The sequence below is a fragment of the Oleiphilus sp. HI0066 genome (assembly GCF_001635725.1).
This window is the reverse complement of record NZ_LWFH01000347.1, coordinates 1-13,886: the sequence shown is the minus strand read 5'-3', so window position 1 is coordinate 13,886 and position 13,886 is coordinate 1. Positions and strand designations below refer to the sequence as shown.

General features: G+C 43.4%; 14 protein-coding genes. 6 read left to right on the top strand and 8 right to left on the bottom strand.

Annotated elements, in window-relative coordinates; translation table 11 throughout:
• Positions 1 to 858: 858 nt before the first annotated feature.
• The 4 genes from A3738_RS05030 to A3738_RS05015 all read right to left on the bottom strand — a co-directional run bounded on the left by A3738_RS05030 (position 859) and on the right by A3738_RS05015 (position 7,106).
• Entirely contained in the window at positions 859 to 3,939 is a 3,081-nt protein-coding gene (locus A3738_RS05030; RefSeq protein WP_068480641.1) for an error-prone DNA polymerase, read from the bottom strand.
• Positions 3,939 to 5,363, bottom strand: coding sequence for a DNA polymerase Y family protein (locus tag A3738_RS05025; RefSeq protein WP_068480639.1), 1,425 nt, complete (start codon positions 5,361 to 5,363; stop codon positions 3,939 to 3,941). Before A3738_RS05025 ends, A3738_RS05030 begins: the two co-directional genes overlap by 1 nt.
• A 10-nt stretch (positions 5,364 to 5,373) precedes the next feature.
• Positions 5,374 to 6,087 carry a translesion DNA synthesis-associated protein ImuA gene (gene imuA, locus A3738_RS05020; protein WP_068480635.1) on the bottom strand — a complete coding sequence of 238 codons (714 nt, stop codon included), beginning with the start codon at positions 6,085 to 6,087 and terminating at the stop codon, positions 5,374 to 5,376.
• 179 nt (positions 6,088 to 6,266) lie between these two features.
• Positions 6,267 to 7,106, bottom strand: a complete 840-nt coding sequence (locus A3738_RS05015) for a sterol desaturase family protein (protein WP_068501177.1) — start codon at positions 7,104 to 7,106, stop codon at positions 6,267 to 6,269.
• A 164-nt stretch (positions 7,107 to 7,270) separates the two neighbouring features.
• On the opposite strand from A3738_RS05015, the gene A3738_RS05010 reads away from it, so the two are divergent.
• Positions 7,271 to 8,206, top strand: a complete 936-nt coding sequence (locus A3738_RS05010) for a LysR family transcriptional regulator (RefSeq protein ID WP_068480629.1) — start codon at positions 7,271 to 7,273, stop codon at positions 8,204 to 8,206.
• 58 nt (positions 8,207 to 8,264) lie between these two features.
• On the opposite strand, the gene A3738_RS05005 is transcribed toward A3738_RS05010, so the two are convergent.
• Positions 8,265 to 9,140, bottom strand: coding sequence for a crotonase/enoyl-CoA hydratase family protein (locus A3738_RS05005; RefSeq protein WP_068480626.1), 876 nt, complete (start codon positions 9,138 to 9,140; stop codon positions 8,265 to 8,267).
• Positions 9,141 to 9,280: 140 nt separating this feature from the next.
• Here A3738_RS05005 and A3738_RS05000 point away from each other — a divergent pair, with 140 nt between their 5' ends.
• Both A3738_RS05000 and A3738_RS04995 read left to right on the top strand, forming a co-directional pair.
• The gene (locus tag A3738_RS05000) at positions 9,281 to 10,444 is read left to right on the top strand and encodes an iron-containing alcohol dehydrogenase (protein WP_068480624.1); all 1,164 of its coding nucleotides are present in this window, start codon (positions 9,281 to 9,283) and stop codon (positions 10,442 to 10,444) included.
• Between the two features lie 20 nt (positions 10,445 to 10,464).
• Positions 10,465 to 10,920, top strand: a complete 456-nt coding sequence (locus A3738_RS04995; RefSeq protein ID WP_068480621.1) for a thioesterase family protein — start codon at positions 10,465 to 10,467, stop codon at positions 10,918 to 10,920.
• Here A3738_RS04995 and A3738_RS04990 read toward each other — a convergent pair.
• Positions 10,917 to 11,162 (bottom strand): Rho-binding antiterminator, encoded by a 246-nt coding sequence (locus A3738_RS04990; protein ID WP_068480618.1) that lies wholly within the window; start codon positions 11,160 to 11,162, stop codon positions 10,917 to 10,919. The genes A3738_RS04995 and A3738_RS04990 overlap by 4 nt on opposite strands.
• A gap of 33 nt (positions 11,163 to 11,195) precedes the next feature.
• Complete coding sequence (locus A3738_RS04985) at positions 11,196 to 11,777, bottom strand: hypothetical protein (RefSeq protein WP_068475193.1); 582 nt, start codon at positions 11,775 to 11,777, stop codon at positions 11,196 to 11,198.
• A 133-nt stretch (positions 11,778 to 11,910) separates the two neighbouring features.
• Here A3738_RS04985 and A3738_RS04980 point away from each other — a divergent pair, with 133 nt between their 5' ends.
• From A3738_RS04980 to A3738_RS04970, 3 genes are all read left to right on the top strand, one after another.
• Positions 11,911 to 12,282: a hypothetical protein gene (locus A3738_RS04980; RefSeq protein ID WP_082878345.1), complete on the top strand. Its 372-nt coding sequence runs from the start codon at positions 11,911 to 11,913 to the stop codon at positions 12,280 to 12,282.
• A 27-nt stretch (positions 12,283 to 12,309) separates the two neighbouring features.
• Positions 12,310 to 12,678 carry a hypothetical protein gene (locus tag A3738_RS04975; RefSeq protein ID WP_068480615.1) on the top strand — a complete coding sequence of 123 codons (369 nt, stop codon included), beginning with the start codon at positions 12,310 to 12,312 and terminating at the stop codon, positions 12,676 to 12,678.
• Positions 12,679 to 12,773: 95 nt separating this feature from the next.
• The gene (locus tag A3738_RS04970; protein ID WP_068475432.1) at positions 12,774 to 13,214 is read left to right on the top strand and encodes a DUF2141 domain-containing protein; all 441 of its coding nucleotides are present in this window, start codon (positions 12,774 to 12,776) and stop codon (positions 13,212 to 13,214) included.
• A 225-nt stretch (positions 13,215 to 13,439) separates the two neighbouring features.
• Here A3738_RS04970 and A3738_RS04965 read toward each other — a convergent pair.
• Positions 13,440 to 13,886, bottom strand: a 447-nt coding sequence (locus A3738_RS04965; protein WP_197473601.1) for a zinc metallopeptidase, incomplete at its 5' end; no start/stop codon positions are given.

Genomic DNA, 13,886 nt, shown 5'->3' with positions numbered 1-13,886 from the left:
AAACTGTATCAAGTTTTTTGCGAAATTTTCACGTTTCTTCTCGCGTTTGCAAACTAGAGCCTAGCTGTTTCTCGTTATTAACCGAATGTTATGAAAGACCAGTAGCGCAATCGTTGCTTTATTAAAGTTACTTAGAATAGTTTTATTTATTGAAAGCTGAGGGCATGCTCATTGGAACTAATATTTAGTTACTGGATATTTTAAAAGTCTCTTTTGAGCAAGGACTATCCAAAACTTATTATCAGTTCAGGAGTATAACTTATTCGTTGCAACGAAGGTGTTGTCAGACTAGCAATTAGTGCTTTGCATTTGAATAAGAATTTAAATGTCATTTAGCAGAGCGATTAATAATGTCTTCTTTCATCTTGAATTGAACAAAGGAAACTACAAGTGCGAAAGGGCCGTTAAGTTCGGGCCATAGACGTCGTACACCCCTTATCTGAACTTTTACTTCTGGCCATGAGGAAATCAAAACAAAGCCTACAATTTCATCGGCTTTGTTGTATCTTCGTACTAAACCCAAGTTATGATAGCTCCGAACCCAAGGTCTCCTTTCTTCTTGAAGTAGGCATCGAGAATGGTTCAGTGCCAAGATCTGCAATTGTCTAACGGCGGAAGCAACCGCCGCTCAAATCTCGACGTCTGCAATCCTCTTTTAGCCAACGTACAGCACCAACTCATATAATATTGTTTTTGTTATTCTTTCTAAGTAAGGATTTTATAACTGAAGAACATATATTTATCCTTACCTAGTCAGTAAATACTAAAATATTGCACTGAAAGGTAAGTAAACTTCATTCATTAGGAATAAAAAAGCTTATTTTTCTTATCTAAAAATAAGCTTAACTTATCTTCCAACTAATGAAAGTCTCTCGATGAAACACGAAGCTGACTAAGATGCTGCGTCATGTCAGTCAATTTACCTGCAATAACATGCACAACATCCCCTTCTCGCTCGAGAATCCCTTTAATTTTGAGCACCTTCGCCATCAAAAAAGGCTGCTTTTGCGCTCTGGCGGTGCCAGCCCAAACAACAACATTTATATTCCCGGTATCATCCTCTAGGGTCATAAATGTAACCCCTGAAGCGGTACCTGGTGATTGCCTGCCAGTCACCAAGCCAACGACATCCACAAAACTTTTATGCTCAACACGGCTAAGCTGATTCGATCGCACAAAGTTTCCCAGTAGGTTCGCTTTTTCCATTAAGGTTATCGGATGATGATCGAGAGATAAGCCTAATGAGGCATAGTCTTCCGTGAGATTTTCAATATCCTTTGGCTTAAACCTGAAATCACCTATCGGCTCCTCTGCAACGGTGCTCGACATAAATGGCAATGAACTTTCAGGGTTCATTAATTGCCAACGTGTTTCATAACGATTATCCGATAAACATCTAAACGCATCTGCAGAAGCCAAAGACTCTAAATCTCTTCGAGATAGACCGATCGCTTTCACTTCGCTCACAGATTTAAAACCTAAGGGCGGTCGCTCACGAACAAGTAAGTTTTGCCCTTCGACGCTTAACCCTTTTACTAAACGAAAGCCCAAGCGAATAACTTTCGCGTTTTCACCTTGTAGATCATGATCAATCATCGATCGATTAATGCATACAGGCTGTATAGAAACATGATGACGTTGCGCGTCTTGTACCAATTGCGAAGCACTGTAAAAGCCCATGGGCAAACTATTTAGCAGTGCGGTATAAAACGCCTCAGGATAATAGTATTTCAGCCATGCAGATGCGTAGGCCAGCACCGCAAACGAGGCAGAATGACTCTCAGGAAAACCGTATTCACCAAAACCACAAATTTGCTCAAAAATTTTCTCAGCAAAGCTCAACTCGTAGCCACGCTCTAACATTCCTTTTATCAGCTTATTCTTGAACTGAAATAACTCCCCAGTCTTCTTCCAAGCTGCCATCGCGCGACGCAATTGATCAGCCTCACCACCAGTGAAACCTGCTGCGACCATGGCAAGCTTGATGACCTGCTCCTGAAATATCGGCACTCCCAGTGTGCGCGCCAATACTTCTTTCACAGCATCGGAGGGATATTCAATAGGCTCTTCGCCGTTTCTACGCTTTAAAAAAGGGTGCACCATATCGCCCTGTATCGGCCCCGGACGAACAATTGCAATTTGAATCACCAAGTCGTAATAGGTTTTAGGCTTTAAGCGCGGCAACATACTCATTTGTGCACGAGACTCTATTTGAAACACACCAACCGTATCTGCATTTTGGATCATGGCATAAACATTTGGATCGTCTTGCATGCGTGTTAAATCTGCCAAACTCAAACGACGACCATAGTAATGGTGTATCAAGTCAAATGACTTTCTAATCGCTGTTAGCATGCCTAACGCAAGCACATCGACCTTCAGCAAGCCTAAACTTTCTAAATCGTCTTTGTCCCATTGAATCACTGTACGTTCTGCCATACTGGCATTTTCAACTGGAACCAATTCATATAAGGGGCCAGAGGAAATGACAAAGCCACCAACGTGCTGTGATAAATGACGAGGAAAACCAACAATATCATTGACCAGCTGAATGAATTGTTTTCCCTTTAAAGAGTCGGGCTGTAGGCCTAGTTCAATAATTTGCGCCTGCCAGCCCAAAGAGCGATCACGCCGATTGACATTTTTAATAAAAAAATCCAACTGTGTTTCAGCGATGCCTAGCGCTTTCCCAACATCTCGAACGGCGCTTTTGAATCTATAACTAATCACTGTTGCGGCTAGTGCAGCGCGCTCTCGACCATATTTTTGATAAATATATTGAATGATTTCTTCACGCCGTTCGTGCTCAAAATCAACATCGATATCTGGTGGTTCATCCCGCTCTTTACTAATGAATCGTTCAAACAGTACAGATATTTGGCTTGGATCAACCGAGGTAATCTCAAGGCAATAACACACAACCGAATTCGCGGATGAACCACGCCCTTGATACAAAATCCCTTGTCGCTTAGCGAACATCACCACGTCATGAATCGTTAGAAAAAAGAACGGATAATTCAGCTCTTCTATCAACTTAAGCTCTTTGTCGATAATCGCCTGAATCTCGTCACTAATGCCCTCAGGAAATCGAAATGCGATACCTTTATCGACGAGTTTTCGCAGATAAGACATTGGCGTCTCATTTTTAGGAACTAACTCGTGTGGATACTCATAACGCAGCTCCGCCATATCAAACACACAATGCTGAGCAATCAGCACGCTTTCATATAGCAGAGCTTCATCAAAAATGGCATTGAGTTTTTTCTTAGAGCGCAAAGAACGCTCCGTATTTTTTAACAACAAATGCCCTGACTCTTGCAGGCTTATGCCATGACAAATCGCTGTGAGAGTGTGCTGTAAAGGCAAGCGCGTAGCAGAATGCATGAGCACTCCTCCGCACGCTGTAATCGGAATATGGAAGTGTTCAGCGAGTGCACGACAGTGCTGTGTATAATCTTTATCGTTGTGCTGCAAATGACGCTGAACACCCACCCAGAGACGCTCAGGATAATATTTCTTTAACCATGCTCCCCAATGTGCGTCATGATCATTTCCCTTCGGCAGCCAAATCGCAAAGCAGTGTTTGATAGACATCAAATCCCACTCAGATAATTCATAGCTTCCTTTATGTGCACGTCGTCTAGCATTAGTAATCAAACGACATAGCTCTGCATATGCCAAACGATTCGGACATAACAAAACAAGACTCAAGCTATCATCTAATCGCAACAAACTGCCCACAATTAATTGCACATTTAATTTATGTTGTTTGATGGCAGTAAACGCGCGTACAACACCAGCAACCGAGCACTCATCAGTGATAGCGATCGCGTCATAATTCAAAAAATTCGCTTGCATCACGAGCTCTTCAGGATGTGATGCACCCTCAAGAAAAGAAAAATTGCTCTGGCAAAACAGCTCCGCATATCGTCCGTACATCAGCTAAACATCCCATGCAAAAACCACTGCTGTTTAGGCGTTCGATATACCCATAACCAACGTCCGTTCTCAGCTCGCGCAATAAAGTAATCTCGAATCATTGCCTGACCATCCCACCACCCAGTAGACAAACGCTCAGGCCCTTTAATGATGGCGACCTTTTCACGCAAAGGTTTCGGGCGTGGCAGAAGAATACTTGGTCGTAACAAGCTTTGATCAGGCTGAACCGTCGACGGTGCTTTTTCCAATGGTGTGCACAATGCAGAGCTAAGATGCGGCCGTGGGTCCTCCGTCACCTGTATGCCTTTCACAGACTCATTACCTAGTTTAGCTTGCAGCACAGACAAAAGCTCTAAAGGCGATAAAGCCCCCTGCTTACCATCAAATAAATCACTGACCTCGCCTTGCTTAGCCGCCACACGAACAGCACTCAAACTAATACGTATCACTGGAGAAGCCACTTTCATGGACTCAAGTTTCAATACGAATAAACTCAACCAAGCCTTACTTTGGTATTCACCGGCAGCAGAAGTCACTAACACTGTAGAAGTATTGCCATCGCGCAAGTACAGCTCTAGTTGCAGCTCATGCGCATATTGATCACGCATTATTAAGAAGCTTTCGAGCAATGCGAGTAGCTTGAGTAAAGGCTTTTCCAAGAGTTTCAGATTGATAATTTCAAATAACAAATCGAACCTTCGCTGAAACTGCTTAGGTGGATGGTAAAAATCGATCACATGATGAAACAGCCCAGTTAGTCGCCCCACATAATTCACCAAATCAGACCCAAAACGTTTAGCAATATCAGGCAAAGGAATACGTAGCAGATCCGCAATGCTATGAACACCTACCCGATTTAAGGTTGTAATATGTTTTGAGCTCAACTCGGTTTCTGACAAATCACACTGCTTTACTGCCTGAAATAAAGCACGCTCAGACTGAGAAATTTGATTAAAGCTTTTCCCGGCTAACATGCGTGCCGCAAAAGGGGAAAACCCTGAAGCAAAGGAATACTCAAACGGTAAATGTTTGAGCTGATCAACCAAAGCTTGCCAGTAGTTAGCTAGACCATCGTAAAGCGTTAACATGTTACTCGCTTGCAACAGAATGCCATTCGGAGGCACCAAGCTAATATTAGCCGTCACCATATACAGCCAATGCGCAATCTCTTTAAGCTTTTCCGATTCAAGTGCCGAATCATATTCAATGACATACAGCCCTTCACACATAGACGCAGCTGTCGCGAGCCCCATTCCTAAACAGACGCCATTCTCTGAGGCACGTTGGTTCATCTGAATGATTTCGTTTTTACGTCCCTCCACCACAATCATGCCTTGCGATGTATTAAGTGCATCACCATTCGGTGAAGACTGGAGCGCGTTAAGCTGTAAGGCCGGAAAATGAAGATATATCCACAGAGACATACAACACCTTTTACAAGCCTTGGCGATGTTGCGTTTGCGGAAAACGGATGACGTTAGAAGCAGGCTTTTGTTGTGTCAGAGAAAACGTAGGCCAATATTGAGACATATCTAAGGTAAACGCAGGTAAGTCCCAAGCTCCCTTACGTTTATTGATTCTTACGTTTAAACCTTGCGGGCTTGCAGTCAAACACATGCTTAATGACACCGGTAGCGACAGACCACTTTGCGCCTTCGTCTGCATTAAAAACTGCAAACTCTTTCCTTCTTCACACGCCAGCTGTAAACGCTTTATTTGATGCACTTCAAATTGGTTTTGCCATAACAACACAGCATCACAAGCACCACTCTTTAAGCATTGTTCTGCGGCCCAAAGTGCATCATTTTTTTGCTTAGGTTGGATCAATAAGATCTTACTCACATCAAAATTTTGATGATGAAAAAACTCAGCGCATAACACGCCAGGGGGATTGATAAAAACCAATAAACGCGTGTCATTATTCTTGCTCTGCTCCTTTAATATCCTTGATGAAAGAAACCTTAATTCACCAATGCCTACCTGACTTTCAATACTCACGACCCCTGTTTCAGGAAACCCGCCTGCTAATTTCTCATCAAAAACGGCATAGCCAGACGAAGCCAATACGGGGCTTGATGGTTGCTCACGCCCTTGCCATAGCAATCGTTTTTGCTGCAAAACATCGACTAAATTAATTAAATCACTCATTACTAAGAACCTGTATATACATACAGTATATAGTTTAAATTTAATTACTGGCAAGCCCAAAAATGTTACAGATTTTGTTTTGATGAGAGATTGTTATTGAGGAAGCTATGCCCCGTTCAAAAATACGCAGACATAAAAAAACCCGCTCAATGAGCGGGTTTTATCGTTTACCACAAGGCTTAACGTAGAGTTCCAGAGAAACGATATAAGGCTGAATTTTTCTCTTCTTCTGTTTGACGCCAGCCATACCGCTTTGGCGGCTCAAGCTCGATCACACGTGTTCCCCAGAACAACCAGTCATACAGCGACAAAACGTTTTGCAAATTCTTACCAGAGTTACGCCCGCGTGCATGGTGGTGGTGATGCTGATTCGGAAAAGTAAATACATGTGCTAATGCGTAAGCAATTTTGCGTACGATAGGATTCTTATGATTCAAGAAATACAGATCATATTGCCAGTTTGTATGAACATGTAGCGTCCAAACGCCTTTAAAGATCATGCCGTACACAAACACTTCTGTTAACCCTAAATACAAGGCAATAAAACTAAACCAAATGTTTGGCATGACGAACCAGTATGTCCAACCTTCAACAAAGTTTTGCCCGACAGTTAAACGAGCTTTCTCATCGTCATTGCCGATCAAGTGATGTGGACGGTGTGCGGTACGAAACAGCTTATGCAGGAACTGCATTGGTCGAGTTTTAGGTGTTCGACTATGCGCAAACCAATGGCCCAGACCATGAAAAAACTCTTCTAGCATGATGAATGCTAGCAATGTTGGCCAAAAATATTGTTCATCTAAAAAGGATAACGATCCCGCTAAAGGCGCCATCCAAAACCCTGCCAGACCAAATACCATTAACATGACTAATGGACGTTGTATCAAGGCAATAGCCCCCGCGCAAATAGCAATCATCTTATAATCAGTTTTACTCAGAATTCCTTTTTTATAGTTGCCCGTTGCCCACTCATAAATAATGAACAACACTAAAAAAATGCTCGTTACTATCGTTTCCATAAGTCTTTCCTACGCTTATTTCCTGCATTGATCCCATAATCAGGATCGAATGAACTGTCACCAATTAAACATAATGATAAGCAAGGCCTTGTTATTGATCTAATGGATTTATAATATTTAGGTTATATGAAATATAGATAATCAAGATTCAAGGTGCACAAGATATGCAACGTCATTTACGTGGGATAGATCTAAACCTATTAGTAGTATTAGATGTATTAGCAGAAGACCCTCACATCACTAACGCAGCGCAAAAGCTGCATATGAGCCAACCGGCTGTTAGTAATGCATTAACACGCTTACGTGGAATTTTTAATGATGATCTTTACGTCAAAACACGCGGCGGCATGCGTCCCACACCGAAAGCATTAGAACTAAAACAACCGATACGTGATGCCTTATTTGCTATTCAGCAGCAAGTTCAACCTGAAGCAGAATTCGACCCCAAAACAGCTTCTAACACCTTCGCCATAGCAGCCAATGAATACGCAGAATCCATCGTATTCCCGGCTTTCTTTCAGTATCTAGAACAAGTTGCACCAAATATCTGTTTTGACCTTCACCCTGAAGCCGACTCAATCGCAAGCCTAACGGAACGTATTCGCTTAAAAGAGCTAGATATTGCGATCGATTACATACAGCCCAAAAGCAAAGAACTCATTTGTGAACATGTATTTGAAGAAGATCTTGTCGTGATGGCACGCAAGGGAAACCCGTACATTACGGATGAAATCATGACAGCCGAGATATATCGATCTACACCACATGTCGCATTACATCCGCGTAGTGATAAAGGCAGCCCAACCGAAATTATTCTTGGCAAAAAACAGATACAACGAGATATCAAAATACGCGCGAGCTCATTGATGAGCCTGCCAGCTATCGCGGCACGCACTAACTGCTTATGTACAGTGCCACGAAGAGTTGCCGCAAATGCACAACAAACGCTTCCACTCGAAACTTATGAGCTCCCCTTCGAGACCAATAAAATCAAAGCATATATGATCTATCACCGAGACAAACGCAATAATCAGGCACATTCTTGGCTTCGCGGTCAGATCAATATGCTCTTAGATAAACTTAGACAATCAGGGTCATGAGAGCGGCCATAATACGTCGAAACCAATGCAGTTTTTGTTCAACTAAATGCAAGCCAAATCAATATTCCCACGGATAAAAACTTGGCATATCCGTAGAGCATTTCTGTTTATATTCAGCAGGCCGCTTTTCTAAGAAAGCACTAACGCCCTCTTTACCGTCAGCAATACTTTGGTAAAACATCCCTAGAGAATCAATTTTATGTGCTTCTAAAGGATGTCCTTTTGCCGAATTTCGATACAGCATCTGGCGAGTAAGCGCTAGCGCAACAGGACTATGCTTAGCAATTCGACGAGCTAGAGCATAAGCCTCATTAAGCAACTCTTCAGCTGGCAATACATTCGTCACAAATCCAATATCTTTTGCCTCAGCACCATCAATAATGTCACCGGTAAAGCAAAGTTCTAATGATTTTGGTAAACCGACAATACGGGGCAAGAACCAAGAGGAGCATGCTTCAGGAACGATGCCTATCTTGTTAAACACAAATCCAATCCGCGCTTTTTCGGACGCGAGACGAATGTCCATTGCGCAAGTCATTGTGGCACCAATACCAACCGCGGCACCGTTAATTGCAGCAATAATCGGCTTACGACATTTATAAATTTCGAGCGTTAACTTGCCACCCTCATCACGAATACCGTCATGAATCTCAGGGGCATCAAGACGGTCATTCATATCATCTAAAGTAGGTTGTATCGCTTCATTAAGACCGAATACATTACCGTCCGCCGATAAATCCATACCTGCGCAAAAAGCTTTGCCAGCCCCCGTCACAACGACCACCTTCACTGAATCATCCCCATCAGCCTGAATAAATGCTTCGCGAAGCTCACCACTCATCTCAACGGTAAATGAATTCATTTGCTCTGGACGATTTAGAGTAATCGTTAAAATGCCGTCAGCATCTATGACATAACTGATTGTTTTATACATGCGCGTTGCTCCTATTATTTTTTCAGATCAATACTTTATAACGAACGACTTGTTGTAGGATATGGAGGATACGCACCAAGACAATCAATAGACGACGAGCTTCCCGCAAAACAAACATAGCAAACGACCGGAGAGCCAATTTGAACAGCTTTACTTTTTCCACTAGCCAGCACATTAGGTGTGGTAACGGCCTAACAGACAACCTAGGTGAACTCTGTGTCGAGCATGGCTATAACCATGTAATGATCGTTACAGATTTCGACATCAAACGACTTGGTTTGCTCGATAAAGCTATAGCGAGTTTTGAACAAAACAAGATCTCTTACACCCTTTTCAGCGAAGTAGAACCAGACCCCGCAGAAGAAGTCGTACTAAGAGCCATAGAACAGGCTAAAAAACTATCCGTTGATGTCATTATTGGCTTTGGGGGCGGGAGCTCCATGGACGTTGCAAAGCTCATCGCATTATTAGCACATCCTCAATGTACACAAAGCCTTGACGATATTTACGGCGTTGGAAATGCCAAAGGAATACGACTTCCACTAATCCAAATTCCTACAACTGCAGGCACGGGCTCTGAAGTCACGCCGGTTGCCATCGTTACAACAGGCGATACAACGAAAATGGGCGCGGTATCGCCTATTTTCTTACCCGACCTAGCCTTGCTTGATGCCAATCTAACAATCGGTTTACCCCCTCACGTGACTGCCGCAACGGGGGTCGATGCCATGGTACATGCAATCGAAGCGTACACCAGCGTTCATAAAAAGAACCCTATCTCAGATATGCTAGCCCGCGAAGCACTTAGCCTGCTGACTGCTAATATTTTTACTGCAACGCATCATGGCCATGTACTAGAAGCGCGCGAAAAAATGTTACTTGGGGCGCTCTATGCAGGACAAGCATTTGCTAACTCGCCCGTCGCAGCGGTACATGCACTCGCATACCCATTGGGTGGACATTTTCATATTCCACACGGATTAAGTAATTCCTTAGTGTTGCCGTACGTGCTGCGCTTCAACGTCGACTCAGCAGCAGAGCAATACGCGCAACTCGCTCCGGTCATGTTTCCTGATCAAAGTTTTACGGGGACGAACCAAGATATTTGCGAGCAATGGATTGATCAAATTGAGAACTTAATTAAAGATCTGGGACTACCATCGACATTGCGCGAGATGAATATTGAAGAATCTTTCTTACCTACGTTAGCCAAAGACGCGATGCTACAAACCCGATTACTCGTCAATAATCCGCGAGACGTAAGCTATGAAGATGCTTTAACCATCTATCACGCAGCATTTTAATTATTAAGGACGTCATACCAGTGGCAAATAAAGAAACAGAAGTTAGGCAGAACTATAAATCCTTTCACCCGATCACTACGCGCTGGCGCGACAATGATCTTTATGGCCACGTGAATAACGTGGTGTACTACAGCTATTTCGATAGTGCCGCAAATGCATATCTTATCGAGGAAGGCGGTCTAGATATTCACAATGGATCAACGATCGCCTATGTCGTTAACTCGCACTGTAACTACCACAGTGCGATCGCATATCCAGAAAAGATTGAAGCTGGCTTACGTGTCGACAAGCTAGGCACCAGCTCCGTAACTTATGGAATTGCTATTTTCCGCGAAAAAGAAAATCAAGCAGCCGCAAATGGCCAATTCATCCACGTCTTTGTCGATAGAGAAAGCGGCAAGCCTGTCCCGATCCAAGACAAAATACGCACTGCGCTAGAGGCTATTCTAGTAACTCGAATGGCAAAGTTCGTCTAAGCAAACTCAACTTCATGAAAGTGAGGGTTTTCATCCAGAGCCCTCATGCGTTTCACAGTGTCTAAAATTACAAGGTTTTCTTGCGTTTCCATACGCAACTTCACGCATTCATTTCGGTGCTGATCATAAGCGGTATCGACCACAACGCCCTCCACCACTTCTGCATCCTTGAGAAACAACTGAACGCGTAATTTATAAGTACAAGCAATTTCAATGTAATCGTATTGTTGGCAGGAAATCATTGAGACTCTCCATAAACTACTATCAACTTGATTTTATCCATTCTCAGCCAATCGCTGAAAGAACACCCCGGTAAATGCATCAGCAGGAAAAAAGGTTTCAACCTTAATCTCTTCAGCGGTGATATCTTGTGCAGTACCAAAAGATGAGATCATGCTAAAGGTTTTAAGCGTCACGTCACCAACGGTCATGTGCATTGGTAAAATCGGAGCAATCGGAGTGGGATTTCCGAGCAGCCCTATTTTATCTTCGTAATGAAAATCGGCAGCAATTTCCTTATGCAAGGCTGCTAGATAGTCATTCTCTGGATCTGCACTCAACTCACGTTGTAATCGCTGCATCATGTGCATTGCCATCTCATCCCAATTCGAGATAAACGGACGCATTCCATGCTCTGAGAAGGTCATGCGATACACATTTTTATCACCGCTCGGATCGACCTTTTGCCATACATCTTCGACCTCTCCCAACAAGCCAACTAAACGCAGAGACGCGTCATTAGCCATCAGCAGATTCCAGTTTCTGTCTGCAACAATTGCGGGGTAAGGTTCATGATGCTTCAGGTTCATTGGTAAGGCATCTTGCACCATACTCATCTCATCATTTTTAAAAAACATGCGGGTTCATTGAGCATTCAGATTACCACGACTGAATGGCCATCTAACAATTACCTCTGAGGTAATTGTTTATATTCTTTACCTAGCCAACACTGATTATGCGTTTTCAAACCTTCAACACGAGGAAGCCATTATGAGTGAAACCACTAACCCAAGCGCGACAGCGGTAGTCAAACAACAGCGTTCATCAATTCGTAAGCCATTTCTCTGGATAACACTGACGAGCTTTTCTGTGTTTAGCATCTGGGTCATGCTCCAAGTAGGTTACTTCGGTGTATGGGAAGCGGGCTTTGTATCAAGCGGAAGCCTGCAAATATTGCTCGATTTGGTGATTGGCTGTTTCTTGATATGTAGCTGGATGATTAGTGACGCAAAAGCCCGGGGTATCAATCCTATGCCTTGGGTCATCGCGGTTTGTACGACCGGCACGATAGCAGCACTGGCTTACTTACTCGCCCCAGAATATCAGTTAGATCAGTCTGAAGCGGTGACACAGTCTTCATAGCTAGTGCCGTGGAATAGGAGAAATCAGATGAACGCCATCACTATTCTTTTGGTACTCGTAGGGCTCATTAATCTTGCTCCAATATTAGGTTTATTGGGTGCTGCAAAGCTCAATGATGCCTATGCAATCAAGCTTGTATCAAACGATCTAATACTTCTTATGCGACATCGGGCTTTACTGTTCGGGATACTAGGTGGCTTCATCTTATACGCTGCTTTCGAACCAAAATATCAGAGTGCAGCGATGTTGATGGCATTAATCAGCATGGCTGGTTTTTTGGTACTTATGCTGGGTGGAGGTGAATATAACGCAGCCTTAAAGAAAGTCATGTTGATTGATATCGTTGGGATCGTGTTGCTTGGTATCGCGGCGATCTTAAAGTTCAAACCAGCGTAATCAGCTATTTCACCATATTTCGAGCCGTTGCAAACCGTTACATACGCTGTTTCTTTTTTGACTACGCTTAGGGCGTCACACAAAGAGGAACGCCTATGAAGCGTCAACTTATCAGCCTTGTTGGCTTACTTGCTTTGAGTTTCAACTCTGTCGGAGAAGAAGACTTTAGTGTCAATATTACAGTGAGCGGCGCATCGCCTAATCAAGGCTCCGCAATACTCTCATTGTTTGATTCAAGTTCTGATCATTTGAGAAAACCTCTCATGTCCTTGCGACAAGAGGTCGATGAAAACGGCAAGGTACAGTTTCAATTGTCAGGCATGGAAAACCACTTCTATTCGGTTAGTGTTTTCTACGACAAAGACGGCAATGGGCAACTTAGCACCGGCTTTGCCGGCGTACCGATCGAACCCATTGGCTTCTCGAATAACGCGAAAGGACAATCTGGCCCTCCCTCCTTTAACCAAGCTAAATTCAATCCAGTATTATCAAGGGACCTAGAAATAAAACTTAGCAGTGTGCTTTCTGAGACCTAACAACTATTCAAAGAAATTCTTATCAAAAAGACAGTTAATTATTAACTGTCTTTTTGATTAATGTGTTCCATCCTAACTATCGTTGCCACTTTTTGGTACCTAAATTGGAGAGTCCAATGCAAATTGAGTACTAAGCGTTTGTATCGCCAAGCAATCAGAACGAGTAGCAAAAACGGTTATAGAAGCTATTAAGTCTAGGAGATTAACGGGTAAGGAATAGGCGGCTTATGTTACGCCGCGTAAGATTGCCCACCAGCGACCAAAACGTAACAAACTAGCGAGCGTACCAGCGACATAGGTCCATGCAGCCGCTCTAAGCACTTCTCGAACCGCCTCAACTTGATCATCGGTAATATACTCACCGTCAATTAGAATCGGCAAAGCTTTATTAAAGCTAGCGTCAAACTCTAGAGGCAACACTAATAACTGAATGAAAACAGAAGAGAGCATCGCGATGACGCCAACGGCCGCTATCAACAAGCCACTTTGAGGCACCTTCAACACCGCAGCGACGGCAGGTGCCGCCATCAAAATAAATATAGCAACGCGCTCAACTGTTATTGCCGCAGGGGTTAAGCGCTTTCGTAGTCGAGCAATCGGTTCATTTCGGTGAAACTGAATGGCGTGCCCTACTTCGTGCGCAGCGACTGCAATCGCGGACAATGACTTCCC